This window comes from Streptomyces sp. NBC_00234 (assembly GCF_036195325.1).
GTDB lineage: Bacteria > Actinomycetota > Actinomycetes > Streptomycetales > Streptomycetaceae > Streptomyces.
On the sequence record NZ_CP108101.1, the window covers coordinates 3,081,601 to 3,106,256 of the forward strand.

Annotated in this window: 19 protein-coding genes, 1 tRNA gene and 1 pseudogene; 5 read left to right on the forward strand and 16 right to left on the reverse strand. The window is 71.7% G+C overall.

The genetic code is table 11. From position 1 onward, the window contains the following. Nucleotides 1–16 precede the first annotated feature (16 nt). The 5 genes from OG230_RS13390 to OG230_RS13410 all read right to left on the reverse strand — a co-directional run bounded on the left by OG230_RS13390 (nucleotide 17) and on the right by OG230_RS13410 (nucleotide 5,135). Nucleotides 17–661 (reverse strand): IclR family transcriptional regulator, encoded by a 645-nt coding sequence (locus tag OG230_RS13390; protein WP_328910422.1) that lies wholly within the window; start codon nucleotides 659–661, stop codon nucleotides 17–19. 461 nt (nucleotides 662–1,122) lie between these two features. Continuing rightward, on the reverse strand, nucleotides 1,123–2,904 hold the full coding sequence (locus OG230_RS13395; protein WP_328910423.1) for a DEAD/DEAH box helicase: 1,782 nt from the start codon (nucleotides 2,902–2,904) through the stop codon (nucleotides 1,123–1,125). Between the two features lie 150 nt (nucleotides 2,905–3,054). Continuing rightward, nucleotides 3,055–3,444, reverse strand: a complete 390-nt coding sequence (locus OG230_RS13400) for a type II toxin-antitoxin system death-on-curing family toxin (protein ID WP_328910424.1) — start codon at nucleotides 3,442–3,444, stop codon at nucleotides 3,055–3,057. Further along, nucleotides 3,441–3,641: a ribbon-helix-helix protein, CopG family gene (locus tag OG230_RS13405; protein WP_026290595.1), complete on the reverse strand. Its 201-nt coding sequence runs from the start codon at nucleotides 3,639–3,641 to the stop codon at nucleotides 3,441–3,443. Before OG230_RS13405 ends, OG230_RS13400 begins: the two co-directional genes overlap by 4 nt. Nucleotides 3,642–3,680: 39 nt before the next feature. Continuing rightward, nucleotides 3,681–5,135 carry an MFS transporter gene (locus OG230_RS13410; protein ID WP_328910425.1) on the reverse strand — a complete coding sequence of 485 codons (1,455 nt, stop codon included), beginning with the start codon at nucleotides 5,133–5,135 and terminating at the stop codon, nucleotides 3,681–3,683. Between the two features lie 221 nt (nucleotides 5,136–5,356). On the opposite strand from OG230_RS13410, the gene OG230_RS13415 reads away from it, so the two are divergent. From OG230_RS13415 to OG230_RS13430, 4 genes and pseudogenes are all read left to right on the forward strand, one after another. Then, nucleotides 5,357–5,431 (forward strand) — tRNA-Cys (locus OG230_RS13415). A gap of 146 nt (nucleotides 5,432–5,577) precedes the next feature. Beyond that, the gene (locus OG230_RS13420) at nucleotides 5,578–6,477 is read left to right on the forward strand and encodes a serine/threonine protein kinase (protein WP_328910426.1); all 900 of its coding nucleotides are present in this window, start codon (nucleotides 5,578–5,580) and stop codon (nucleotides 6,475–6,477) included. A gap of 3 nt (nucleotides 6,478–6,480) precedes the next feature. Next, nucleotides 6,481–8,697: a serine/threonine-protein kinase gene (locus OG230_RS13425; protein WP_328910427.1), complete on the forward strand. Its 2,217-nt coding sequence runs from the start codon at nucleotides 6,481–6,483 to the stop codon at nucleotides 8,695–8,697. A gap of 65 nt (nucleotides 8,698–8,762) precedes the next feature. Continuing rightward, nucleotides 8,763–9,749 (forward strand): annotated as a pseudogene (locus OG230_RS13430) (serine/threonine-protein kinase); the annotation flags it as partial. Nucleotides 9,750–9,753: 4 nt separating this feature from the next. Here OG230_RS13430 and OG230_RS13435 read toward each other — a convergent pair. The 4 genes from OG230_RS13435 to OG230_RS13450 all read right to left on the reverse strand — a co-directional run bounded on the left by OG230_RS13435 (nucleotide 9,754) and on the right by OG230_RS13450 (nucleotide 14,845). Further along, nucleotides 9,754–11,049, reverse strand: a complete 1,296-nt coding sequence (locus OG230_RS13435) for a S8 family serine peptidase (RefSeq protein ID WP_328910428.1) — start codon at nucleotides 11,047–11,049, stop codon at nucleotides 9,754–9,756. Between the two features lie 282 nt (nucleotides 11,050–11,331). Then, the gene (locus OG230_RS13440) at nucleotides 11,332–12,024 is read right to left on the reverse strand and encodes a hypothetical protein (protein ID WP_328910429.1); all 693 of its coding nucleotides are present in this window, start codon (nucleotides 12,022–12,024) and stop codon (nucleotides 11,332–11,334) included. 25 nt (nucleotides 12,025–12,049) lie between these two features. Continuing rightward, on the reverse strand, nucleotides 12,050–14,392 hold the full coding sequence (locus OG230_RS13445; protein ID WP_328910430.1) for a hypothetical protein: 2,343 nt from the start codon (nucleotides 14,390–14,392) through the stop codon (nucleotides 12,050–12,052). A gap of 18 nt (nucleotides 14,393–14,410) precedes the next feature. Further along, on the reverse strand, nucleotides 14,411–14,845 hold the full coding sequence (locus tag OG230_RS13450) for a hypothetical protein (protein WP_328910431.1): 435 nt from the start codon (nucleotides 14,843–14,845) through the stop codon (nucleotides 14,411–14,413). Between the two features lie 175 nt (nucleotides 14,846–15,020). Here OG230_RS13450 and OG230_RS13455 point away from each other — a divergent pair, with 175 nt between their 5' ends. Then, nucleotides 15,021–15,581 (forward strand): GNAT family N-acetyltransferase, encoded by a 561-nt coding sequence (locus OG230_RS13455; RefSeq protein WP_328910432.1) that lies wholly within the window; start codon nucleotides 15,021–15,023, stop codon nucleotides 15,579–15,581. Nucleotides 15,582–15,654: 73 nt separating this feature from the next. Here OG230_RS13455 and OG230_RS13460 read toward each other — a convergent pair whose 3' ends face one another. The 7 genes from OG230_RS13460 to OG230_RS13490 form a co-directional block, all read right to left on the reverse strand. Further along, nucleotides 15,655–16,182, reverse strand: a complete 528-nt coding sequence (locus OG230_RS13460; RefSeq protein ID WP_328910433.1) for a DUF1269 domain-containing protein — start codon at nucleotides 16,180–16,182, stop codon at nucleotides 15,655–15,657. Between the two features lie 91 nt (nucleotides 16,183–16,273). Next, entirely contained in the window at nucleotides 16,274–17,638 is a 1,365-nt protein-coding gene (gene mycP, locus OG230_RS13465; RefSeq protein WP_328910434.1) for a type VII secretion-associated serine protease mycosin, read from the reverse strand. A 20-nt stretch (nucleotides 17,639–17,658) separates the two neighbouring features. Further along, nucleotides 17,659–19,122, reverse strand: coding sequence for a hypothetical protein (locus OG230_RS13470; protein ID WP_328910435.1), 1,464 nt, complete (start codon nucleotides 19,120–19,122; stop codon nucleotides 17,659–17,661). Nucleotides 19,123–19,179: 57 nt separating this feature from the next. Next, complete coding sequence (locus tag OG230_RS13475) at nucleotides 19,180–19,629, reverse strand: hypothetical protein (RefSeq protein ID WP_328910436.1); 450 nt, start codon at nucleotides 19,627–19,629, stop codon at nucleotides 19,180–19,182. Between the two features lie 188 nt (nucleotides 19,630–19,817). Further along, a complete protein-coding gene (locus tag OG230_RS13480; RefSeq protein ID WP_328910437.1) occupies nucleotides 19,818–22,169 on the reverse strand; it encodes a xanthine dehydrogenase family protein molybdopterin-binding subunit in 2,352 nt (783 codons plus the stop codon). Between the two features lie 91 nt (nucleotides 22,170–22,260). Further along, entirely contained in the window at nucleotides 22,261–23,733 is a 1,473-nt protein-coding gene (locus tag OG230_RS13485) for a 2Fe-2S iron-sulfur cluster-binding protein (protein WP_328910438.1), read from the reverse strand. Beyond that, nucleotides 23,730–24,626 carry an FAD binding domain-containing protein gene (locus OG230_RS13490; RefSeq protein ID WP_328910439.1) on the reverse strand — a complete coding sequence of 299 codons (897 nt, stop codon included), beginning with the start codon at nucleotides 24,624–24,626 and terminating at the stop codon, nucleotides 23,730–23,732. The genes OG230_RS13485 and OG230_RS13490 overlap by 4 nt, the downstream gene beginning before the upstream one ends. Nucleotides 24,627–24,656 lie beyond the last annotated feature (30 nt).

Here is a 24,656-nt window from a genome sequence, read left to right on the forward strand (position 1 = left end):
CTCACCCCGCCCCAGGTCACCTCAGTGCGTCCGCCACCTCGCGGGCGGCGTCCAGCACCCGCGGACCCACCCGTTCCGGTACGGCGTCCGCGAGCATCACCACACCGACGCTGCCCTCCACCCCCGAGACCCCGACGAGCGGAGCGGCGGCCCCGCTCGCCCCGGCTTCGAGCTCGCCGTGGGTGAGGGTGTAGCCGGGGTGGTCCGGTGGGGTCTGCTGCCGGGCGGTGAGGATCGCCCGGCCCGCCGCACCCCGGTCCAGCGGGTGCCGGAAGCCGGCGCGGTAGGCCACGTGGTAGTCGGTCCAGGTCGGTTCGACCACCGCGACGGCGAGGGCGTCGGTGCCGTCGACCAGTGTGAGGTGGGCGGTGGCGCCTATGTCCTCGGCCAGTGAACGCAGCGCGGGCAGCGCGGCCTCCCTGACGAGGGGGTGCACCTGGCGGCCCAGGCGGAGCACGCCCAGGCCCACCCTGGCCCGGCCGCCGAGATCGCGGCGTACCAGGGCGTGTTGTTCCAGGGTGGCGAGCAGACGGTAGACCACGGTGCGGTTGACACCGAGTTTGTTGGACAACTCGGTGACGGTCAGGCCGTGGTCGGTATCGGCGAGCAGCTTGAGGACGCGCAGTCCTCGGTCGAGCGTCTGGGATGTCTCCGCGGTCACGACGCCCTCTCCCTCTTGGTGAGTGGCGGCGGCTCTCCGACCGACGTCGCGGCACCGGTCCCAGCGGCGACGCACGGAGAGGCCGCCGGCTGGCCATGGCACCGGCTGCGCTCCGCGGCGGCGTTGCCACGGGGCGTTCATATGGCCGGGACAGTAGCGAGCCAGTCCGCTCAGCGGAAGACCTCGTCCAGAATCCGGGCGCCTGCGGAAACGTCCGAACGGCCGCCGGGCATAAGCGCCGGTCAGCGGGGCAACGTCCGGAACCCGGACATCTACGCGCGTCCTGGTCGGCCGACACGTCCGCCACGCTCCGTATACGGCATGTGCACCACATGTGAACCATCGTTAACGGGTCGTAAATAATCGGCCAAAAATTTCCCATGCAAGCAACCGGCCCGGGCGAGGAGCGGTGCTCCTGCCCGGGCCGGCGGTGTGGTGCGCGAGGGTGCGTGCCACCCCACTCACGTCATGCGGGTGGCCCACTCCTGGACCTTCTTGATCCGGTCCTGGATCTGTCCGGCCGTCGCCTCGGCGCTCGGCGGACCGCCGCACACCCGGCGCAGCTCGGTGTGGATCACCCCGTGGGGCTTGCCGCTCTGGTGCGTGTACGCCGACACCATCGTGTTGAGCGACTTCCGCAGCCCGAGCAGCTGCTTGTGGGTGACGACCGGCCGCGCCTCGGCCGGCTTCTCCAGCAGGTCGGCCTCCGCGGCCGGCTTCTGGCGGCTGTGCGCGATCTGCCGGGTCTGCCGCTTCTGGAGCAGCAGTTGCACCTGGTCGGGTTCGAGCAGCCCCGGGATGCCGAGGTAGTCCTGCTCCTCCTCGCTGCCCGGGTGCGCCTGCATGCCGAATTCGGCACCGTCGTACAGCACCCGGTCGAAGACCGCGTCGGACTCCAGCGCCTCGAAGGGCAGCTGCTCCTCGGTCTCCTCGTCCTCCAGCTTCTCCGCGTCGGAGAGGAGCTTGTCCTCCTCGGCGAACGGGTTCTCCTCGTCGCTGCCCTTCTTGGGCTTGTCGAGGACGTGGTCCCGCTCGACCTCCATCTCGTTGGCGAAGTCGAGGAGCATCGGAATCGTCGGTACGAAGACGGAGGCGGTCTCGCCCCGGCGCCGCGACCGCACGAAGCGCCCGACGGCCTGGGCGAAGAAGAGGGGCGTCGAGATGGTGGTGGCGTAGACACCGACCGCGAGGCGCGGCACGTCGACGCCCTCCGACACCATCCGGACCGCGACCATCCACCGCGACTCGTCCGCGGCGAACTGGTCGATCTTCTTCGAAGCGGCCTTCTCGTCGGAGAGGACGACGGTCGCCTTCTGCCCGGTGACCTTCTTCAGGATCTTGGCGTACTCGCGTGCCGACTCCTGGTCGGTCGCGATGACGAGCCCACCGGCGTCGGGGATGCCCTTGCGCACCTCGGTGAGCCGCTTGTCGGCGGCGGAGAGCACGTTGGGGATCCAGTCCCCGGTGGGCGAGAGCGCGGTGCGCCACGCCTGCCCGATCGCGTCCTTGGTCATCGGCTCGCCGAGCCGCGCGGCGATCTCGTCCCCGGCCTTGGTGCGCCAGCGCATGTTGCCGCTGTAGCTGAGGAAGATGACCGGGCGCACGACACCGTCGGCGAGGGCGTTGCCGTAGCCGTAGGTGTAGTCGGCCGAGGAACGCCGGATTCCGTCGTTCCCCTCCTCGTACGCCACGAAGGGGATCGGGTTGGTGTCGGACCGGAAGGGCGTCCCGGTGAGCGCGAGGCGCCGGGTCGCCGGGTCGAACGCCTCCTGGCACGCCTCGCCCCAGGACTTCGAGTCACCGGCGTGGTGGATCTCGTCGAGGATCACGAGGGTCTTGCGCTGTTCGCACCGGTTGCGGTGCAGCATCGGCCGGACTCCGACACCCGCGTACGTGACCGCGACCCCGTGGTACTCCTTGCTCACGGGGCCCGCGCTGTACTCGGGGTCGAGCTTGATCCCTATCCGGGCCGCGGCCTCGGCCCACTGCTTCTTGAGGTGCTCGGTCGGCGCTACGACGGTGATCTGCTGCACGACATGGTGGTGCAGCAGCCACGAGGCGAGGGTCAGCGCGAAGGTGGTCTTCCCTGCGCCGGGCGTCGCGACCGCGAGGAAGTCACGCGGCTGCTCCTGGATGTACCTCTCCATGGCGCCCTGCTGCCAGGCTCGCAGCTTGCCGGCCGTACCCCAGGGGGCGCGGCCGGGAAAGGCGGGTGAGAGGTGGTGGGAGGCGGTAGTAGTCACGGTCTCCGGTTCGGGTCTCTCGGGTACGTGGGGCGCTGTCCGCGGGTCTCGCACGACCTCGTACGAGATACGACAACCGGGCCACCTTACCGGTGACCCGGTCGCGAACCTCCCTGAACTACGCCGCTGCGGCAGGAATTGCGATGGCTGTCACACCCCGGTGACGACCAGCTCGCGGAGTCCCTGCGCGATGGCCTTCACCTCGTCCATTTCCCCCGTCGCCACGGCGATGACCAGGCGTTCCGCGGCGTCGATGTCGGGATGCAGGTCCACTCCGTTCATGGCCAGGAACGTCACGCAGGACAGCCAGGCCATGCGCTTGTTGCCGTCGAACAGGGGGCGGTTGATCGCCAGCGACTGCAGCAGCGCCGCGGCCTTGTCGATCACGTCCGGGTATGCCTCTTCGCCGAACATGGCCGCGGAAGGCCGGTGCGCCGCCGACTCGAGCAGGCCGACATCGCGCACCACGATCTGCATGTCGCCGCAGGCATGCCCGGCGATGACGAGGATGTCCTCGGAGGACAGATAGACGCAGGTCACTTGAGCCGCTCCATGAGCTCGCTCCACTTGGCAGCCTGCTCCTTGGCGGTCTTACGGACGATGGCCTGCTGGGCAGTCCTGGCGAGGTAATCGTCGACGGCCTGCAGGAGTATGGCGTGCATGCTCGTGCCCTCCTGCTCGGCGCGCTGCTTGAGTGCTTCGGTCTGGTCGTCGCGAAGACGCAGGTTCATGGCCATACCAAAACGGTACCAGCAGGTGGGGCCAGAGTGGTACCGCTACCGAGTCCGCACCCGCGCCGCCACCCACGCCCCCGCCAGCGCCACCCCCGCCATCGGCAGGAACACCGCCACGAACGCGCCGGGGTGCGAGCCCGCGCCCCCGCCCGCGCCGTGCGCCGCCGCGCCCAGCGCTCCGCCGCCGAGTGCGGCGAACGCCGCGCCGCCGCCCGCGAGCAGCAGCACGTTCGAGAGGCCGTCGGAGATCTGGAGGGCGGCCGAATTGGCTCCCGCCTCCTCCGGCGCCGACAGCTTGAGCAGCAGCACGCTGGTCGACGCGATCACCATGCCCATGCCGAAGCACCCGAAGGCCCAGGCCACGGCGACGATCCAGACCGGCACACCCTGGATCAGCACGGTGGGCGCCGCCGCGATCGACACGGCGACCAGCACCATGCCGGCCACCATGAGCGGCTCCCGGTGCTTCTCCAGGCGGGGGCGCGACTGCACGTACGAGCCGAGCGCCCATGTCCCGCCGCCGACGGCCAGCGAGAGACCGGCCATCGTCGGGGTCAGCCCGCGCTGGGTCACGAGCATCAGCGGTACGAAGGACTCGGCGGCGATGAACGACCCCGCCGCGACCCCGCGCAACAGCACCACCGCGGGCAGCCCGCGCGCCGCCCGTACGGTGCCGGGCGGCAGCAGACCCCGGACGGCGGGGACCAGGAGCGCGGTCCCGACGACGGCCGGAACCAGCGCGAACCAGTTCAGCTCCTGCCCCGCGTACTGGAGCAGCCCCGCACCGACCGAGATGCCGAGCGCGAGCCGGATGCGCCGCCGGTCGAACGGCTCGGCACCGGTCGAACCGTCCGCCGGCCCCGCGGCCATCCGCCGGATCGCGGGCAGCGCGAGGGCCAGCGGGAAGACGATGAGCACGGGAATCCCGACGAAGACCCACCGCCACCCGAGGTGCTCGGTCACGGTCCCCGAGGCGAGCGGCCCGACGACGGACGGGATCACCCAGCTCGCGGCGAAGGCGGCCATGATCGCCGGCCTGATCCGCTCCGGATAGGCCCGGCCGATCACCACGTACAGGGCCACGATCACCAGCCCGCCACCGAGCCCCTGGACCGCCCGCCCGGCGATGAACATCCACATGCTCCCCGCCGTCCCGGAGAGCAGGAGCCCGGCCGCGAAGGAACTGATCCCGGCCGCGAGCGGCCCCAGCGGTCCGCGCCGGTCGGCCCACTGCCCCGAGAGCACCATGGCGAAGAGGCTGGTGGTGAAGTACGCGGAGAACGCGAACGCGTAGAGCGGGATGCCCCGCAGTTCACGGGCCGCGACCGGCATCGCCGTACCGACGGCGGTGGCCTCGAACGCGATGAGGAGCACCACGGAGACGATGCCGATGCTGAGCGCGCGGTGGGTCCGCCCGAGTACACCTTCGCTCTCGGCGGCGACGGGGGGTCCGATGCGGGGCGAGACGTCGGCGTCGCGCGGTTCGAGAGCGGTCATGAGCCAAGAGTAAGGGGCAAGATCCTGTTTGAACCCTGTCGGTGGACGGCTCCGCCCTCGTCCCTTGGTCGTAGGTCCGCGGCCCCCAGCACGCCCCGGACCGCCGCCGGGACCGCCCAGGTCATGAACGGCGTGTGGCAGTCGTATTGCGGGCCGGCCGGGCCCCTTGAAGGCCCCGCGCCGCCGCCCTAACGTCGTCAGGGCAAGGAAGAAACACACCTGACCGTGTGCCCGAGAGGCTCAGGGGCTCGACTGCAACTCGAGTTACACCGGTTCGAATCCGGTCACGGTCTCCATACGCCACCGCCCGCCCCTCCCACCGAGGGGCGGGCGGTGGCGTTGCGGGACCGGGGCCGCCCCGCGCTCGGCCGCGAAGCCTCCGGACGTGATCACTGAGTAGGCTGCCCCCTGTTCCGATGACGTCCGGGGGGATTTCCGTTCCATGCAGCTGCCGCACCACGCGCCCTCCCGGCAGATCGGCCCGTATCTCGTCGTCGCACGGCTGGACCCGACGGGCCCCGGAGCCGCCGCCGTCCCCGAACAGCGCTTCATCGCCCGCACCGCGGACGGCGACCGGACCGCGCTGGTGAGCGTGCCGCTCCAGGGCACCGATCCGGGCAGGTTCCTCACCGAGGCGCAGGCCGCCCGGTTCCTGCTCGGCCCCTGGGCCGCCCCCGTCACCGAGCACGCGGAGCCCGGCGCGGCCGTGTGGTGCGCGCGCCCGTACGTCCCCGCACTCCCCCTCCCGACGGCCCTGGCCGTCAACGGAGGGCCGCTGCCCGAGGAGACGCTGCGCGTGCTGGGCCGCTGCCTCGCCGAGACGCTGGCCACCGCCCATGCGGCCGGGGTGACCCACGCCGGGGTGTCGCCCGCCGCCGTACTGCTGGCCGGGGACGGCCCGCGGCTCACCTGCTTCGGCGCGGCGCGCACCGCCGCCGAGGACGGTACGGCCCGGTCGGGTCTCCCGGGCCTCGACCCGGGCAGTCTCCCGCCCGAGCAGGCGGCGGGCGGGCGCCCCCGGCCGCCGGGTGACATGTACGCCCTGGGCGCGGTCCTCGCGTACGCGGCCACCGGCCACACCGTCCCCGACCGGGACGAACTCCCCCTCCTGCTGCGCTCGCTCGTGTCCGCCTGTCTCTCCCGCGACCCCGCGGCCCGGCCCCGGGCGACCGACGTTCTCGAGGCACTCGCACCGCCGGCGACCGCCGCTCCCCTCGCCACCGTCCTGGACACGGGACCCGGAGCGGGTGCGCTGCGGCTGCCCGGCCGGGTGGTCGCGGCGGTCGCCCGGCAGTCCGCGGAGATCCTCGCAGCCGACGTACGACCGCCCCTCGGAGCCTGACCCATGATCAAACCCCTGCTCCACGACGACCCCTCGCACATCGGCACGTACCGGCTGGCCGCCCGGCTCGGCAGCGGCGGCATGGGCACGGTCTACCTGGCCCGCACACCGGGCGGCGCGACCGTCGCCCTCAAGACGGTGCACGCGCACATCGCGGCCGACGCCGCCTTCCGTACCCGGTTCCGGCTGGAAGCAGACGCGGCCCGGGTGATCGGCGGCCGGCACGGCGCCCAGGTCGTCGACGCCGATCCGCTCGCGGATGTGCCCTGGATGGCGACGGAATACGTCCTGGGTCCGCCCCTGGACGAGGCGGTCGCCGTGAGCGGCCCCCTTCCCGAGGCGGCCGTACGGGCGGTGGGCGCCGCGCTGTGCGGCGCGCTCGGGCAGCTGCACCGCTCCGAAGTGGTGCACCGCGACCTGAAGCCGTCCAACGTCATGATCACCGCCTACGGACCGAAGGTCATCGACTTCGGTATCGCCCGCGCCCTCGGCGACGACCGCCTCACCCGCGTGGGCGCTGCCGCCGGAACCCCCGCGTTCATGTCCCCGGAGCAGGCCACCGGGCAGGAGCACACTCCGGCCGGTGACGTCTTCGCGCTCGCCGGTGTCCTCGTCTTCGCCGCCACCGGACACGGCCCGTTCGGCAGCGGGCAGCCCGCCGACCTGCTGTACCGCGTCCGGTACGCCGACCCCGACCTGACCGGCGTTCCGGAGGCGCTGGCACCGGTACTCGCCCGGTGCCTGGCGAAGGACCCCGCGCTGCGCCCGGCCACCGGGGAGCTGGCCGCCGCGCTGCACGACGGGCACGGCGAGTTCGCCGACCACCTTCCCCAGCCGCTCCTCTCGGAGATCGCCCGCCGCGCGGCCGAGGTCTGGCAGTTCCGCCCCGAGCGGCTCCCGGCGCCCGCGGAGCCGCCCGTCACCGCCACCGCCGCACCGGCATCCCGGCGCACGGCGCTGTCCCGCCGCGGGCTCCTGACACTCGGCGGGGTGGTGGCGGCCGGGGCGCTCGCGGGCGCCGGACTGTGGCTGCGGCCCGGCCGGTCGGAGGCGAAGGGCTCGCCGTCGCCGTCCGTATCCGGGGCGGGCCCGTCCGCCTCACCCGCGGCCCGCGACACGGCGGGGCCCTGGGACGTGCTGTGGACCACCGGCGAGGGGAAGGCCGACGAGACGATGCCGCCGCTCTTCGTGGGCAAGGCCGTCGTCGTCACGACGGGCGGCCAGCTGCGCGGCCTCGACCCGGCGGACGGCAGGGAACTCTGGATGTTCTTCCCGACGCTGTTCGAGGGCCGGGCCGTCACGGACGGCTCCCAGCTCTACTGGGTGGTCGGCGAGCCGACCGAGTCGTACTCGGTCGTCACGGTCGACGTGGCCACCGGCCGGAAGGACCGCACGGTGACCACGTGGAAGGACCTGCGACTGCCGGAGGGCGCGCGCGCCGAAATCCTCTGCGCCACCGCCGACACCGTGTACCTGACGGCCGGGGACGACAGCGCGGAGACGTTCGACTGGAAGCTGTACGCGGTGAACGCGCGCACGGGAAAGCTCCGTTGGCGCGTCCCCCTGAAGGAGTGGAAGAAGGGCAGCGGCTACAGCTCGGCGTTCGGCAAGGTCGTCGGCGACCGGCTCGTCGTCGGGCAGACCTCGTACGACCTCGCTCTCACCGCGTACGGCACCGGCTCGGGCGCGGTGCTGTGGACCCGGTCCCTGGAGGCCGCTGCCGACAGCAGCTCCACTCTGGTGAGCAGCGGTGCCCAGCTCGCCGACGACGGTACGCACCTCTACATCGGGTCGACCGTGGTCCAGTCGATCGGGCTGTCCAACGGCGAGGTGGTCTGGGAGTTCGGCCGCGACCGTGATTTCGGCGGCGTGACGAACGGCGATGACCACTACGGGCCGCCGGCCGTCCGGAACAGCGTGGTGTACGCGGCGGAGGGCGCGGGGGGCATCGTCGCCCTGGACCCGAAACGCGGCGAACTCCTCTGGGAGGTCGCGGTTCCCGAGGGCAGCTCGACCACTGCGGTGGCGCCGCCCGTCGTCACCGGCACGCACCTCTACTACGGGGACGAGCAGGGGCTGGGCGCGATCGAGCTGAGCAGCCGGACGTACGTACGCTCGCTGCGCACCCCGATCCGCAACTTCGCGCAGGCCCCCGGCAAGGACACACTCGTCGGCAACGGCGCCGAGCGCGAGGTCGAGGCCCTGCGCCTCGGTGGCTGACCGCGGCACCGTACGGTCGCTCCCGCCTCCCCCCTCTTCCCTCACTCCTCCGAGAAGGACTCGCCATGAAACCGCTCGGCCCAGGAGACCCGCTCCGGCTCGGCCCGTACCGTCTGCTCGGCGTGCTCGGCGAGGGCGGGATGGGCAAGGTCTACTTCGGGCAGGACGGCCACGGCCACCGGGCTGCGGTGAAGTCGCTGCGGCCCGAACTCGCCCACGACCAGCAGCTGGTGCAGCGCTTCGTCCGCGAGGCGCAGACCGCGCGGTCCGTCACCGGCAAGGGCGTGGCGCGGGTGCTGGACGCGCAGGTCGAGGGCGGGCGGCCGTGGATCGCGGCCGAGTTCCTGGCCGGCCCCGACCTGGAGCAGGCGATCGCGGCCCACGGACCGCTCGACGCCCCGACGGTGCACATCCTGGCCTCGGCCCTGGCCCGTGCCCTGCACGAGATCCACGCCGCCGGGATCGTGCACCGCGACCTCAAGCCGGCGAACATCGTGCTGACGTCGGACGGGCCGCGCGTCATCGACTTCGGTATCGCCCGCCCGGAACACGGGCTCACCCTCACGACGGCCGGCCAGATCCCCGTCACACCCGGCTACGGTGCGCCCGAGCAGGTGCTCGGGCACCGGGTGGGCCCGGCCGCCGACGTCTTCTCCCTGGGCGCCGTCCTGGCGTTCGCGGCGGGCGGGACACGCGCCTTCACGGGCGACCACGTCGCCGCCGTGCAGTACGAAGTCGTGCACGGTCAGCCGCAGTTGTCTTGCGTCCCCGAGCCGCTACGGGCGCTCATCGCCCCGTGCCTCGCCAAGGAGCCGGGTGCGCGGCCCGGCCCGGAACAGATCGCTCTCGCGTTCGCGCCCCCGCGGCGTGCGGAGAAGGTCTGGCGGCAGGGCGGCCTGGCGCCGCTGATCGGCCGGTACGAGACCGAGGCGGCCCGCCTGATCCCCGCAGACCCCGCCGCCGCCCCGATGGACCGGACCCGGCGCAGGTTCCTCACCGCACTCGCCACCGGCGGGGCCGCGCTCGCCGTGGGCGGCGGCACGGCCGCGTGGCGGCTCAAGGACGACTGAGACCGGCCGGCCGGGCACGCCGCCGGTCGGCCAGCAGGGGCGGCACGGCGACACCCACGCAGAGCAGTCCGGCGGCGCCCACGGCGAGCGCGAGCCAGAAGGCCCCGCTGTGTCCGCCGTCCGACGCGGCGACCGCGGGTGCGCCCTGCGCCGGACCGGAGCCCGCCCCGCCGGAGGGCTCCTGCGGCACGGAGGCCGATGCGGAGGCCGACGGCCTGGGGGTGGGGGACGCGGTGCGGTAGTCGGCGATGGGGTCCCGGTCGGCAGCCCCCGGATCGCCCGGGGTCTTCAGCGCGATGCGGGGCCGGACGATCCCGTACCCGATGAAGTCGTTGCGTACGGCGCCGCTGGTCGGGCCGCCCGCAGTGCCGACCATGACGCGCAGGACCTGGTTGGCCGTCCACGCGGGGTGTTCGGACCAGATCAGCGCGGCGGACGCGGAGGCCAGTGCGGTGGCCACCGCGGTGCCCTCGCTCCGGCACAGCCCGGTACTGCCCGCGCAGGCGCTGATGATGTCCTCGCCGGGAGCGCTGAGATCCACCGCGAGCCCGGCACCCGCCTTCCGAAGGCCGTTCAGGTCCTTGCCGACGGCGCTGACGCCGACGACCCCGGGCGTCGCGGCCGGGTACTGCACCAGCGGCGCGTCGATCAGGGACTCGCCCACGGCCGCGAAGATCAGCTTCCCCTTGCTGCGGGCGTAGTCCACGGCCGCGCGCACCTCGTCGGTGTCGCTGGACGCGGAGAGCGACACACTGATGATCTTCGCGTCGGAGTCGGCCGCGTACCGGAGGGCCGGAGCGAGTCCGGTGTTGATGGCATCGCCCTGCGCCGCGGCGTTGCCGGTGCCCTGGCCGTCGGAGATCTCCAGCGGGAGCACCTTCGCCCCGGGGGCGAGCCCGAACGCGCTCTCCTGCCCGCCGGGCCCCTTGCCGGTACCGGCGATCACGGACGCGGCGGTGGTGCCGCGGTCGTTGCGCTCACCGGCGGCTCCCCCACGGAAGTCCTTGCCGGGCAGCAGCCGGCCGGACAGCTCGGGAACCTCGCGCACCCGGGTGTCGACGAGCGCGACCGTGACACCGGCCCCGGTACTGGTCCGCCACATCTCCTGGGCCTGCATCCGGGTGAGGTGCCACTGCTCGGAGAGCACCGTGTCCGCGTGCGCGGGCGCCGTGCCCACGCCGAGCGCCAGCAACGCCAGGACCGTCGGAAGTACCGTCCGGAACAGGCCCGTTCGCACGGGGGCGAGCGCCGCGGCCCTCGCCCCCCGATGGCTCGGCAGCACAGCAATCTCCCCCTAGGGTCTTTCGTTTGGATCAGGCCGGATCAGGGAGCGGGGTCTGGTGCGGGCAGCTGCAAGGCGGAGGAGGGAGTCGACGCGGAGCGTCGGCGACCGACGACAACGCCGCAGATGCTCGCGCCAGGGCACGCGAGCCCGGCATGATCCGAACGAGAGGCCCTAGGTCGTGTCCGCAAAGTCTCGTCTGGCCAGCGGGTGGACGACGATACTTTGCGGACACTCCCTGGAAGCTTCGGAGATCACCTTAGTCAGCGGCGAAGCCCGGCTTCACGCCGGATCCAACGATGCCTGGGGCTCAAGTCCCGCCTTCCCCTCGCAGCCCAGCTCCTCCGCCATGGCGAGCGAGACCGAGTGCGTCACGGTCGCGTAGGCCCGCTTCAGCGCCTCGACGTCGCCTTCGGCCTCCTGCGGCATTCCCGTCCGCTCGACGCCGATCCGGACATGGCCGGGGGTCTGCGTGGACCCTGGCAGCTTGGCGCTCCGGCAGGCGAACTCGATGAACGCATCGTCCGGTGCGGCCCCCGCCCGCTCGCCCATCTTCAGCGGGGTGAATTTCGAAGCGGGCCTCTCGTCCCCAGGGCCCTCGTGGGAGAGGCGCCAGGTGACGCGGAGTTCGTCACCCGGCGTTCCGGCGGGGGTGTAGATCCGGCAGACGTCACCGTCGTCGCCGGGAGAGCCGGTACCGGCCGGTGGGAAGGCACCGATCAGCTGGTCCGCGGCATGGGCGACCGTGGACGTATCGGCCGACTCCTCGAACCGGGTCGACCCGGTGATGACCTTCAGCGCCTTCCCCGCATCGGCGGACACGGCACCCCCGCACAGCTTCTCGGCGGCGACGGACTTCTCGTCGGGCTTGGCGCCCTCGCCGCCGCAGCCGACGGCACCGACGAGCAGGGAAGCGGCCACAGCCACGCCGGAAAGGCCGCTGCGGATACGCCTGTCCTTGATCAACATCAGCATCTCTCTGTCTCCGTGCCTCACCGCGTCAGCCGGTTTCCGGGTCGCTGCCCTGCTGGTTCTCACGGTCGTTGCCCGTCCCGTAACCGATCCTCATGGATTCCTTCAGGTCCTGGCCGAACTCGCTGTTGATGTCGATACCGTGTTGCGCCATGAACGCTTCCATCGGGGCTTCGGCCATGCCTTCGCCGGCGGAGTAGACCTTGGTCTTCTCCTCCCGGGTGAGGTCCTCCACCTTTTCCTTGTGCTCGTCCACGGAGTTGTCGGAGATATCGCCGATGACCTGGCCGATGACCTGCTCCACGGCCCCACTGGCGGTGTCGGTGGCGAGCGGGATGAGGACCGCGGCGGCGCCCACGGCAGCCGTCGCGGGCAGGAAGGCGACACCGGCCGCGACGCCGGCCGCGGCGCCGAACTCGATCCACCCCGCCCGCTTGGCCACCGCCTTCTCGTAGTCCTCGTGGGTCTTGAGGTTCGTCGCCTCGACCTGGTCGGCGCGGGACTGGTCGAGCATGCCCTGCACCTCGGCGCCGACGTGCACCGTCGATCGGGCAGCCCCGGTGTCGATCTTCCCGTCGGGGCCCACTTGGGCCTCCAGCACGCTGGAGGAGTACACCTGCTCCGCCTTGGACATGGTGGCGTACGCGTCCGGGTGCTGTCCGAGGACACTGAGGAACCCGCGCGCGGTCCTCCTGCCCTCTTCGTCGTCCGCGAAGTCGATGTGCCCGTCCGGGTTCTTTCCGGGGGCGAAGACGCTGTCCGGATTGCCCTTGTCCAGCGCCCAGTTGATGTCGTCGATATACCCGGCCCCCATGGTGCCGAGGCTGTCCGCCATCGCCTCGTGCTGCTTGAGCAGCCCCGCGTCCGAGCCGTACTTCTCCATGACCGACTGCATGACCGCCGCGTTGTCGGCATCCCGCACCACGCCCGCGTCCGGGTGACCGGCCGGATAGCCGAGGGTCGCCGACTCCAGGGCGTGCCCCAGCGCGTCCGGCATGTACTGAAGGGTCGGCGCCAGCTTGTCCGGGTCGGTGGAGTTGCTGTCCGGGAACGACTCCCACTTCTCGTTACCGAAGAAGTCGAGGTAGTTCTTGATGGCGTTGCCGTCCTTGTCCTTGCCAAGGTCCGCCGTGGCGCCCGCGTTGACGGTCCCGTCCTCGTTGTACGCGGTCGGATCGTCGGCGAAGAAGTGCTTCGCGGCGTCCGGGCTGTTCCCCAGCGCCTCCAACATGGCCGTGGTCGGGTCGTAGCCGGATCCGTTCTTCCCCGACGGGTTGAACGGGTTCTCCAGGAAGCCGTTGATCTGCTTGTTGTTGGCGAACATGTACGGGTCCTTCTGGTGCAGCTGCGCCACATGTTCGGCAATCGGGTTGAGGAACTTCGCGTCGTAGTTCCCGTACCGCATGATGCCGCCGAGCAGCTGATACCCGTACGCGCCACCGGAGTTGTCGTACTTCGACAGCGGGATCTGCTCGGTGCCGAGCTTGCGCAGCTCCGGACCCCATTCGGCCGAGAACGCCTTGTCGTGCGAGGCGGTGGCCAGGTTCAGACCGAGGTTCCGCTGCAGATCCTGGACGTCCTTGAGGCGTTCCTTGTCGACCTTGGCGTAGTCGTGCGTATCCGTCGCGAGCTGCCCGAAGAAGGCGAGCGACTTCTCCGGTCCCAGCTTCTCGTAGAAGTTCTTCGAGAACTCGGGAGCCTTGCTGTTGTCGTGGAGCAGCTCGTTGAGCGCCTGGAGCTCGGTGTGCGTGATGTCGCGGCCCTTGGCAGCGAGGGCGGCAGCGCGGGCGGCCTCCTCCTGGTCCAGGTTCTGGTACTTCGGAGCGCTGAAGTCCTGGCCCTCGGTGACGTTGGCTTCCAGGGCGTTCTTGAAGGCGACGTCCGTGTCGTTGCAGTTGTCGACGATCAGGTCGATCTTCTTCTGCCAGGCTTCGAGGGACTCCCGCTGCTTGCGCAGGAGTTCGGTGTAGTCCGGGTCGTGCCGCGCCGCGTTGTCCTTCTCCAGCGGATGGCGGGCCGTGACCTTGCCCTTGGCGTCGACGTGGACGCCCGCCGCCGGGCCCTCGACGTCCCGGATGGCCACCAGGTCGTCCTTGGCCTTCTTGAAGGCGGTGTGGGCGTCCTCCAGGATGAGCTTGACGCCCTTGGCCTCGGCCGCCGCGTCCTTGAACTCCTTCGCGGTCTTGCCGATGAACGCCTTGGTGACGCCGGCGTTGGCGCCCTCCCACTCGGCCTTGTCCGCCTTGGTCTTCATTCCGTCGTTGGCGTCGTCGGCCAGCCGGTCCAGCTTGGTGACCATCTCCGACCACTCGTCCGCGGCCGTCTTCAGCTTGCCGACCGGTGCGTCGACGATGTCCTCGTACTTCAACATGACCTGTTCCCCCGCGGATTACTTCAGATACTCGTTGAGCTTGGACACCGAGATCAGGTCGCCGCCGATCTGGACGTCGTCCTTCTGGTGGGCGGACTTCGTGTAGTTGAGATGATTCGAGATCTGCGAGCACGCGTCGAGGAGCGTCTTCAGATGCGTGTTCCACCGGTCGTGGACCTTCAGCAGTCCCGAACCGCTCTCGAAGTTCCCGTTGGTGAGCGCGATGGCCGCGTCGAAGGTCGAGGCCCTGGCGTGATCGCCGTCCTTCGAGACCCTGGTCCGCAGTTCGTACGCGTCGTGCCCGATGGCACCCAAGTTGTCCTGATTGACCGCAAGGTCGGCGGAGGACGGACCGCCGGAGCCCCCGGGCTCCGGCGGGACGCTGTTCAGCCGCATATCGACCCGTTGCGTCGATTCCGCACGAAGCGTCGCCCACTCTGCGTCGAACGTCATGCATTCCCCCGTACTCGCGTATCGGATTCCATCGGAGCCGTTGCCTCCGCCCTCGATAGACGCACACGCTAACGGCCCAGTTTCAACGACTTCCATCCGGGAGGTGCCCTCCGGGAACCGCGCAGGTCACGTGGGAGGATCCGGAGGCCGCGCACGATCGCTGAGGAGGACGGGCATGTTCGCGATACCCCTGGGTGACGGGGCAGAACTGGGACCACTGGAGCCCTGGCAGGCCGAGGAGTTCCTGGCCCACATGAACCGTGGCCGCGCGTACATCGGCCGGCACGTCGGGCTCCCCGATGTCGTGCACGACCTCGACTCCGCGCGGAGCTGGCTCCGGAAGCACGCCGACAGGACCGCCGCCGACACCGGCCGCATCTACGGAATCCGGCTCGACGGACTCCTCGTCGGCGGCATCCTCCTGCCCGCCTTCGACGTCGCCTCGGGAACCTGCGAGGCCGGCTGCTGGCTGGAACCGGACGCCGCCGGACGCGGCCTGGTCACCCGCGCGCTCCGCGTGATCATCGACTGGGTGATCCGGGAACGCGGCATCCACCGTGTGGAGTGGCTGGTCGCCCCCGAGAACACCCCCAGCATCAATGTGGCCAAGCGGCTCGGGATGACCCTCGAAGGCGTCCAGCGGCAGAACGACCTCTACCGAGGCGTACGACAGGACACCGAGATCTGGTCGGTGCTGGCGCCCGAATGGCTCGGCGCGCACCCCACCGGGCCGTAGGGCGCCCACACGGAAGGCGGCCGGCCCCTGCGTTTCCGCAGCGGCCGGCCGCCGTCACCGCACGAGCGCCGAGTCAGGGCGCGACGGGAACCTGCTGGGCCTGGTCCCCCTTACGGGCTTCCTTCACCATCTCCCGCAGCTGCTCCTCGTCCGACTTGCTCAGCGAGGTCTGGATCAGCTGACCGCCGAACTTCGCGAGCTCCGGGACGACCTTGTCGCGGGCCGCCGAACGGACGAGCACGAAGACGGCCGCCGCACCGGGCTTGAGGTTGGCGCCGAACTCCCGCATGAAGGCGTCGTCGACCCCGGTGTCCGTGACGGAACCACCGGCCGCACCCGCCGCCGCACCCACGGCCGCGCCGAGGAACGGCGCGAAGAACAGCAGCCCGATGACGCTCCCCCACAGCGCACCGCCCGCCGCACCGGTGGCGAGATGGTTGCTGGCCTGGTGCAGCTTGATCCGGCCGTCCTTCTCGCGACGCTCGACGACGACGACGTCGTCGAGCTCGACGAGGTGCTCACGGTGCAGGGACAGCAGCTTGTCCCTGACCTGGTCGGCGGTGGCGAGGTCGTTGTAGGCGATGGCGAACAGATTGCTCATACGACTGACTCCTCGTAGTGGGTGCACGACGGCACCCACTATAGGAATCAATGCCAAAAGGGGCATTTCGGAGCAGGTTGCGACGCCCGGCTCAGACGCGTGGGCCCTGCGACGGCGGGCCGCCGTACGGGGACTGGCCTTGCGGCGCCCCCGGGGGCGGACCGTAGGCCGGGTAGGGCGGCTGGCCCTGCTGGTACGGCGGTACGGCGGAAGCCGACGCCGCAGCACGGCGGCGCGAGCGGACGGCGGTGACGGCCACCGCCCCACCGACGAGGGCTGCCGCTCCGACGCCGAGTCCGATCCAGAGGCCCGTGTTGCCCTCGTCGTCGGTGGCGGTGGCAGCCGCGGCCGGGGTCTCGTCCGCCTCGGAGCCGCCCTTGGCCTGCGACGGCTCGGCGGACGGCTTCGCGGACTCGGCGGCGGCGAGGTCGGGGAGCGGGTAGACGTCGGCGGGACCGGGGTCGCCCGGGGTCTTGAGGGCGATGCGCGGGCGGACGATGCCGTGCCCGATGGCGTCGGTGCGCTCGGCACCGTTCTCGGGGCCGCCCGCCGTGTTCAGCAGGACGCGCAGGACCTGGTTGTTGGTCCAGTCGGGGTGCTGGGACCAGATCAGGGCGGCGGAGGCGGAGGCGATGGCGGAGGCGTCGCTGGTGCCGGTGGATTTACACAAACCCGATTTCTGGTGGCCACATGCATGGACCATGTCCACACCCGGCGCCGCGAGATCTACCTGACTTCCGTACTGGGACGTCGGAGCTCTCGTGCCGTCCACATCAACAGACCCCACACCGACAACTCCTGGAGTACCTGCCGGATATTCGATCGAATTATCTTTGTCGCCAGTATTTCCGACAGCAGCAAAGACCAACGATCCCTTCCGGAGGGCGTACTTCACAGCATCGCTGAGCCGCTGCGAACCCTCCTCATTCGCCAACGAGACGTTGATGATCTTGGCATCATTGTCAACCGCATAGCGAATGGCCGCCGTCAGGTCATCGTTGAAGTTCTTGCCACCGGTTGCCCCGTTGACCTTGCCGGCGTCGTCCCTCATACGAATGGGAAGGATCTTCGCTCCTGGCGCAAGGCCGAATGCACCGTCACCCCCACCCGACTGGCCCGTACCGGCGATCAGCCCGGCGATTCCCGTTCCGTGACCGAGATAGTCGACGTGTTCGTCGCCAGGAGAATCCGGCGCCAGGTCCTTTCCCTTGAGCACCTGGCCGAGCAGATCCGGGTTGGAATCATCGACTCCGGAGTCGATGACGGCAACGGTGACGTTCTTACCGGTGCTCGTCTCCCACATCTGCTCGGCCTGCATGCTGTCGAGGTGCCACTGGTCGGAACGCACCGAGTCCGCGCGAGCGGGTACGGCTCCGATCAGCAGCAGCCCCACAACGGCCGGGACCAAGGTTCCCGGGCGAGCCACTCCCCGGTTGGCGCTCCTGCTGATCCGCATGCGATTCCTTTGCCGGTTACTCAGTCGACGACCGGCGGCACGATACGCCGGCCGTTCTGCTGCCAGGTCTCCTCGTCCTCCGTGAGGTAGTCCGGCCTCTCGCCGTTCTCCTCACGACGCGAGTCTCCCGGTCGCTGGGGCGTGAAGGCTCCCCCACGCCCCATCGGACCGGCACCACGAGCGCCTTGGGCCGAGCCCCCGCCCCTGACCAGGCCACTTCCCCCGGGCGTGAACGGGCGACCGCTGGTGGTCCCTTGCTGCTGCGGACGACCGCCCACGATTCCGCCGGTCTCACCCGCCAGACGGCGACCGCCCAGCATGCCGTTCTGACCACCGGTGGAGCCGCCCATGCCCGGACCGTGCCCCATGGGCGCACGGCTGCCGTGGGTCCCCTCGCCACCGATCACGGTGCCGCGGGGAAGTCCGACCATCGGCTTGCCCGACGACGGTGGGACCTGGCGGCCACCGACGATTCCGGTCTGGCCCGAGGGTCGTCCGAGGGGTCCGGGGCCGGTCGTGTTGGTCGCCGGAGGCATGGGCAGGCGCGAAGTGCCTGTCGACTTCCCTCCGCCGCTCACCATGGGCGGCAGGCCCGGGCCACGCGCGACGACGGGCGGGCCGCCACCGATCACCGGCGGCAAACCGCCGTCGGTCTTCCCTCCTGCCGGCAGGCTCGGCGGAGTCGCCGAAGGAACGGTCGGGGCGTCCGGCAGCGTGGCCACGCTGTCGATCTCCATGTCCACGGGACGCAGCACTGACGTCCCCGAGGACGAGGGCGCCTGTGCCATTCCTGGAATCGCCGTTGCGCCACCTGTCGATTCGGGTGTTCTGGCATAAGCCGTCGGGCCGCCTGCAACACCGCCGGTGGTTCCGCCCGCAGCTCCTCCTTCACGGGCGTAGCCCTCGGCGCCAAAGGCCCGCTCCTCAGAGTCCGGCACGAATGCCTTCGGAGGCGGCGGGAACTTCGGCACCTCCAAGCCCGTGATCCGGTCGTTCGACAGCTCATATGCCTCGGCGAGCTTCTTCATCGCCTGGGCCGCTTCCTGGCGGTTCGCTTCCTTCTCGGCGAGCAGCGTCTCCGCCGACGTCCGTGCCACCGCCGAAGCGTCCGGGTCGTTCCGCGCCGCGAGCGCCGCGTCCAGGTTCGCCTGTGCGCCGGCGTGCGTGCGAGGAATCGTCACCTGGGCCTGGGCGATCGCGTCGGAGGCGTCGGCCAGCCGCATCGAGGCGCCGTCGCTGTACTCGGCCAGGCGCAACGTCGCGTTGGCGAGGTCGGCGGTCCAGGTACGGAACGCGGTCGCGCCCTCGCCCTTCCAGTCCACCATCTGCGGACGGATCTTCAAGTCCTCCGCGATCTTCTTGATCTCCGTAGCCGCGCTCGCCAAGCGGTCCGCCGCGCCCTGCACGGCACCGCTGTTGGCCTGATCGAGCCACGCGAGCATCTGCTCGTGCGGCATGTCCTCGAACGATGTCCTCTTAGGCATCCCGATCCCCCGTCCCTACCTCTGCCCGTACCCGCACCACGCCAGTGAAGTTCGCCATCAGTAGTTCCCGGAGCTCGCTTCGGGCGTCGGCTTCGCGGTCGGCGTCGGGTCGGTGCTCTGTCCGGCCGGCGACTCCGGGACGTACTCGCCGCCGTAGTGCTCCTTCGTGCTGGCGCTGATCGCGCGCATGCGGTCACGGATGTCCTCGTCGAGGTTCTCGTAACCCTTGTGGGAGGCGAGAACCGCGATGCCCATGCCCTCCATCGAGTCCGAGAGCATCTTCGAGAGGTTCTCCAGCTCCGTGATGACCGCCTTGTACGAGCCGTACAGTCCGCTCGCCTCGGCCCAGGCCGGGTCGCCGAACTGGCTGGGGGCTACGCGGTCCTCGCCCACCTTCCTCGCATCGGCCGGCGATGCCTTGAGGTCCTCCAGGAGCTGGTCGATGCGGTCGCGGAACTTCGTGAACGACTGGAGTTCCGTGACCAGGTCGCCCACGGTGTCCTGCACCGCTTCGATGATGCCGCCGAACGGCCATCCCGGAGCCGGTCCCGCCCCTGACCCCGCGTCACTCGGCAGCACAGCGCCCTCCCCCGTATACAAGTGGCTGAAGCTTTGGAGATCACTGTAGTCAGCATCAGTGACAGCTCGCACCCCTGGGTTGCACGTGCAACGCGAATCACACCCTCATGCGCCGCTCACGCCTTGGGAGTTGCGACCGCGGCCTGTGGGCGGATCGGGAGGCGGTTGACCGGGCGGCCGGTCGCCGAGCGGACCGCCGAGGCGACGGCCGCGGGGGACGTCACCACCGGCACCGCCGAGGCGGCCTTGGCGCCGAAGGGGGCCACCACGTCGCGTTCCTCGACGAGTTTGACGATGCGAATATCCGGTGCGTCCAGGGACGTCGGAAGTGCGTATCCGGTGAGGTCGGGGTGGCGGATCAGGCCGCGGGCGGTGCGGAGGTTCTCCGTGAGCGCCGCGCCGATGCCCTGGGTCACGCCCGCCTCTATGCGGATGGCCAGCTGGGCGGGGTTCAGGACCCGGCCGACGTCCTGGGCGACCGCCATCTCGACGACCCGGATCGAACCGAGCTCGATGTCGACGTCCACCACCGCGCGGATCGCGCAGAAGGCGAGGCCGACGAACGCGTCGCCCTGGCCGGACTCGTCGAGGGGCTCGGTCGGGTGCGGGCGGCACTGGGCGGTGGCCCAGAGTTCCTTGCCGTCCATCGCCTCGGTGACCGTCGTGGACAGCACTCCGTCGTACGAGGTGATCTTGCCGTCGGCGATCTGGAGGAGTTCCGTGGACATGCCGAACTTGTGGGCCAGCGGCTGGAGGAGCTGGGTGCGCACCATCTTGGCCGCCCGCTCGACCGCTCCGCCGGAGACCCAGGTGTGGCGGCCGTGCGTCGCCGGGCCCGCCGGGGGCTGGTCGGTGTCGACCGCGGCCACGTGGACCTCTTCGATGCCCAGGGTCTCCTGCACGATCTGCCGGGCGAGGGTCGAGAAACCCTGGCCGGTTTCGACCGCTGCGCAGATGACCGTGGCGATGCCGTCGTGGACCCGGACCGTGGCCGTCGAGACCTCGTCCGTGCCCTCGGCGCCGAGCATGTGGACCATGCCGAGCGCGTAGCCGACCCCACGCCGTACGGCGCCGGGCTCGCCCGCACCCTCCGGGCCGCCGGGGAGCAGCCAGTCGTCCTCGGGGGTGTCCTTGGGCAGGGCGGGGAGGGGGAAGTCGCGTACGGCTCGGAGGAGTTCCGCTACCGGCGCCGGGCAAGTGACCGTCTGGCTGGTGGGGAGGATGTCTCCGGTGGACAGGGCGTTGCGGAGGCGGAGCTCGGCCGGGTCGAGGCCCAGCTTGGCCGCCAGCTTGTCCATCTGGCCCTCGTAGGCCGCGCAGACCTGCATCGCACCCTCGCCGCGCACATGGCCGGAGGGCGGGTTGTTCGTGCGGACGGCCCAGCCCTCGATGAAGGCGTGCGGTACGACGTACGGGCCGCAGGCGAAGGCGACCGCCGCGGCCAGGGACTCCGAGGAGGCGTCGGCGTACGCGCCGGCGTCCAGCAGGATCTGGGCCTCGACCTTGACCAGGCGGCCCTCGGCGTCCGCGTGGTGGCGGTAGCGGAGCAGCGTCGGGTGGCGGTGGGCGTGGCCGAGGAAGGACTCCTCGCGGGTGGCGGCCAGTTTGACCGGGCAGCCGGTGCGCAGGGCGAGCAGGCCCAGGGGGATCTGGAAGCCGGGGTCCTCGCGGTCGCCGGTCGCCCCGGGGACGCCGGTGACGACGACCTTCACCCGGTCCGCCTCCAGGCCGAAGCAGGCGGCTGCCAGGTCGCGGTCGGTGTGCGGGTCGGTGGAGGCCGTGTAGATCTCCACCCCGCCGTCGGGGCGGGGCACGGCGAGGCCGGCCTCGGCGCCGATCGGGGCGGGGTCCTGACGGCCGATGCGGTACAGGCCCTCGACGATGACCTCGCCCTCGACGTCCGGGTCGCCGTAGCGCAGCGGGATGTGGCGGATGAGGTTGCCGTCGGGGTGCAGCGGCTCGGCGGCGAACGCCTTCTCCGGGTCGGTGACCGGTTCGAGGACCTCGTACTCGACGGCGATGGCCGCGGCGGCGAGGCGTGCCGTGTCCGGGTGGTCCGCGGCGACGGCGGCGATGGGCTCGCCGTGGTGGCGTACCAGCTCGGAGGCGAAGACGGGGCGGTCCACGACCCGGCGGCCGTAGGAGCCGTCGCCGGGGATGTCCTCGTGGGTGACGACCGCGCGGACCCCCGGCATCTCGGCCGCCGCCGAGGTGTCGATGGACAGGATGCGGGCGTGCGGGTGCGGGGAGCGGAGCACGGACGCCCACAGCAGGCCCTCGGCCCAGAGGTCGGCCGCGTACGGGAAGGTTCCCTCGGTCTTGGCGCGGGCGTCGGCGGGCGGCAGCGAGGCGCCCAGGCCGAGCAGGGGCGCCTCCTGGTCCGGGCCGGGGCCGGGGCCGGAGATGTCCGGGAACGTCGTGCGGGTGGCGCCGGCCGCGTTGGCCGCGGTGGCTGCGTCGCTGCTCACGCCGCCTCCTTGTCATTCGCCCCGCTGCGGCAGCAGCTGTGGTCGGCCGGTGGGGTCGCGCTCGGGATGCCGGCGGCCCTGCGTGCGTCGCTCACAGGTCGCCTCCCTCGTGCGGGTGAGGCTGGACACTACCGGCGCCGGGGGCCGCCTGGTGCGGGATGCGGGCTTCGTCGGCCGGCTCGGACGCGGCTGCTTCGGCGCTCGCCTCGCGGCCGGCGATGACCTCGCCCACCGCGTCGAGTACTCCGCGGTAGCCGGAGCAGCGGCAGAGGTTGCCGCACAGCGCCTGGCGCGTCTCCAGCTCGGAGGGGGCGTGGTTGCCCTCCAGCAGGTCGTGGATGGTCATCGCCATTCCGGGGATGCAGAAGCCGCACTGGACGGCGCCGCAGGCGGCCAGGGCGCGCTGGACGTCGGACGGCTCGCCGTCGACCGCGAGGCCCTCGACCGTACGGACCTCGCTGCCCGCCGCCGTGGCCGCGGGGACCAGGCAGGAGGCGACGAGGCGCCCGTCGACCTGGACGTTGCAGGCCCCGCACTCGCCCTGCGAGCAGCCGTCCTTGGCACCGGCGAGGCCGAGGCGCTCGCGCAGCACGTAGAGGAGGGACTCACCGATCCAGGCATCGCTGACGGGACGGTCGGCGCCGTTCACGTGCAGGACGTAGGAGGCGGAGGGGTGCTCGCTCGGGGCGCCCGTGAGGGGCCCGGCAGCGGCGGCGGGGTCCTCGTCGGGGACGAGGCCGGGGACGGGGGCGAGATCGGGCTCGGCCCCGTCGGCCGGCGGGGCCGCGGGCGCGAGGTCGGTGGCGCCGGGAACGTCCGGGACGTCGAGGGCGCCGGTGGTGTCGGCGGCGGGGTGCTCGGGTGTCTCCCCCGCCGGCGGTGCCTGGTCCTCGGAAGTCTCCGAAAGCTCGTCGGCGGTCCGGGGTACGGTCTCCGGCTCCGGCTCCGGCTCCGGCTGCTGCGTCGCCCACGGTGCGGGCGCGCCGCCCGGCAGCGTGGCGGGCGGGGCCGTGTCCGCGTACCACTGCGACGCCAGGGCGGAGGCGGCGAACTCGCCGGACTCCTCCGGGAGGTCGCCGTCGGCCACCGGGATCGTCCACTCACCGGTGTGGCCGGAGGCCCCGGTGCCACTGGTGGGCTCGGCGGTCGTCGCCTCGGTGAAGTTCCACTGGGCCGTCGTGGAGGACGTCGCCGGGTACTCGTGCTCCTGCTGCCGGTTCGGGTCCGGCCAGTGCACCGAGGAGGGCGCGAGGGGCTCGTCGCCCGCACCGGCGTCCGGCGCCTGCGGGTCCTGGGCCTGCTGGTTCTGCGTCTGCACGACCCAGCTGCCCGTGGCCGCCGGGTCCAGGCCCGCGGCCGGGGTCAGCGGCAGGATCATCGGCGGTACGTACCCGTGGCCGGGGGCGGCCAGCGGGTCGTTGGCCAGGTCCTCCGGGGGCAGGTGGACGAAGGCCGTCGCCTCGGCGTCGTACTCGCCGCTCTGCGGGGTCGGCTGCCAGCCGCCGTACTGCTGTCCGTACGGGTCGTGCTGCCCCTGCTGCTCGGTGGGGTCCTCGTTGCTCACGACAGTGCCCTCCCGAGCGCGCGTCGGGCCAGCGCGGCGACGGTGCGGCGCAGATGATGAACGGCCGGAGGCAGCGGGGGTGCCTCTCCCCCGTCGGCCGGCGGGGTCTGGTCCGGGATGCAGGCCGCGGCGACGTACTCGCCGAAGGCGGCCAGCGCGTCGGGGGCCAGGCCGCGTTCGCCGTCCCAGTCGATCAGCGAGGCGATCCAGCGTTCGGCCTCCAGGGGCCGCAACGGCATCGGTGCGACGGCGCCGACCGCGCAGCGCACTCCGCGCCGGGCCGGGTCCAGGACGATCGCCACGGACGCGGTGGCGCGGCCTGGTCCGGTGCGGCCGGTGGCCTTCAGGAAGATCTGCGGGGCGTGCAGCAGCGGCACGCGGACGAAGCCGATCAGCTCGGCGGACGAGAGCATCTCGCGGCCGGCCAGCAGGTGCGAGACCGGGACCTCGCGGCGGGTTCCGCCGGGGCCGGCGACGACCAGCTCGGCCTCCAGGGCCGCCAGGACCGGCAGGGTGTCGCCGGTCGGGGCCGCGGTGGCGATGTTGCCGCCGAGCGTGCCGGCGTTACGGATCTGGGGCGGGCCCGCGGCGCGCGCGGACGCGGCGAGCGCGGGGATGAGGGCGGCGAAGTCGGGCCGCCCCATGCGTGCGTGGGTGAGTCCGGCGCCGAGCAGCGCGTGACCGTCCTGGTAGTGCCAGCCGCGCAGCTCGCTGATCCGCCCGAGGCCGACGAGCCCCGAGGGGCGCAGGAGCCCCTTGTTGACGGCCGACATCAGGTCCGTGCCACCTGCCACAGGAACGGCGGCGGGCATGGCACCGAGTGCCGCCACGGCCTCGTCGAGCGAGGCCGGCAGCGTCACCGACTGCATCGCCTGCGGTGCGTGAGTGGTCAACCCAGCTGCCCCTTTCCGGTCTCCCGGCTG

Excerpts from the sequence above, each read along its gene's own strand:
- OG230_RS13470 (WP_328910435.1), bottom strand. The coding sequence starts at position 19,122 with ATGCCTAAGAGGACATCGTTCGAGGACATGCCGCACGAGCAGATGCTC.
- OG230_RS13460 (WP_328910433.1), bottom strand. The coding sequence starts at position 16,182 with ATGAGCAATCTGTTCGCCATCGCCTACAACGACCTCGCCACCGCCGAC.
- OG230_RS13405 (WP_026290595.1), bottom strand. The coding sequence starts at position 3,641 with ATGGCCATGAACCTGCGTCTTCGCGACGACCAGACCGAAGCACTCAAG.
- OG230_RS13445 (WP_328910430.1), bottom strand. The coding sequence starts at position 14,392 with ATGTTGAAGTACGAGGACATCGTCGACGCACCGGTCGGCAAGCTGAAG.
- OG230_RS13450 (WP_328910431.1), bottom strand. The coding sequence starts at position 14,845 with ATGACGTTCGACGCAGAGTGGGCGACGCTTCGTGCGGAATCGACGCAA.
- mycP (WP_328910434.1), bottom strand. The coding sequence starts at position 17,638 with ATGCGGATCAGCAGGAGCGCCAACCGGGGAGTGGCTCGCCCGGGAACC.
- OG230_RS13420 (WP_328910426.1), top strand. The coding sequence starts at position 5,578 with ATGCAGCTGCCGCACCACGCGCCCTCCCGGCAGATCGGCCCGTATCTC.
- OG230_RS13455 (WP_328910432.1), top strand. The coding sequence starts at position 15,021 with ATGTTCGCGATACCCCTGGGTGACGGGGCAGAACTGGGACCACTGGAG.
- OG230_RS13410 (WP_328910425.1), bottom strand. The coding sequence starts at position 5,135 with ATGACCGCTCTCGAACCGCGCGACGCCGACGTCTCGCCCCGCATCGGA.
- OG230_RS13425 (WP_328910427.1), top strand. The coding sequence starts at position 6,481 with ATGATCAAACCCCTGCTCCACGACGACCCCTCGCACATCGGCACGTAC.
- OG230_RS13440 (WP_328910429.1), bottom strand. The coding sequence starts at position 12,024 with ATGCTGATGTTGATCAAGGACAGGCGTATCCGCAGCGGCCTTTCCGGC.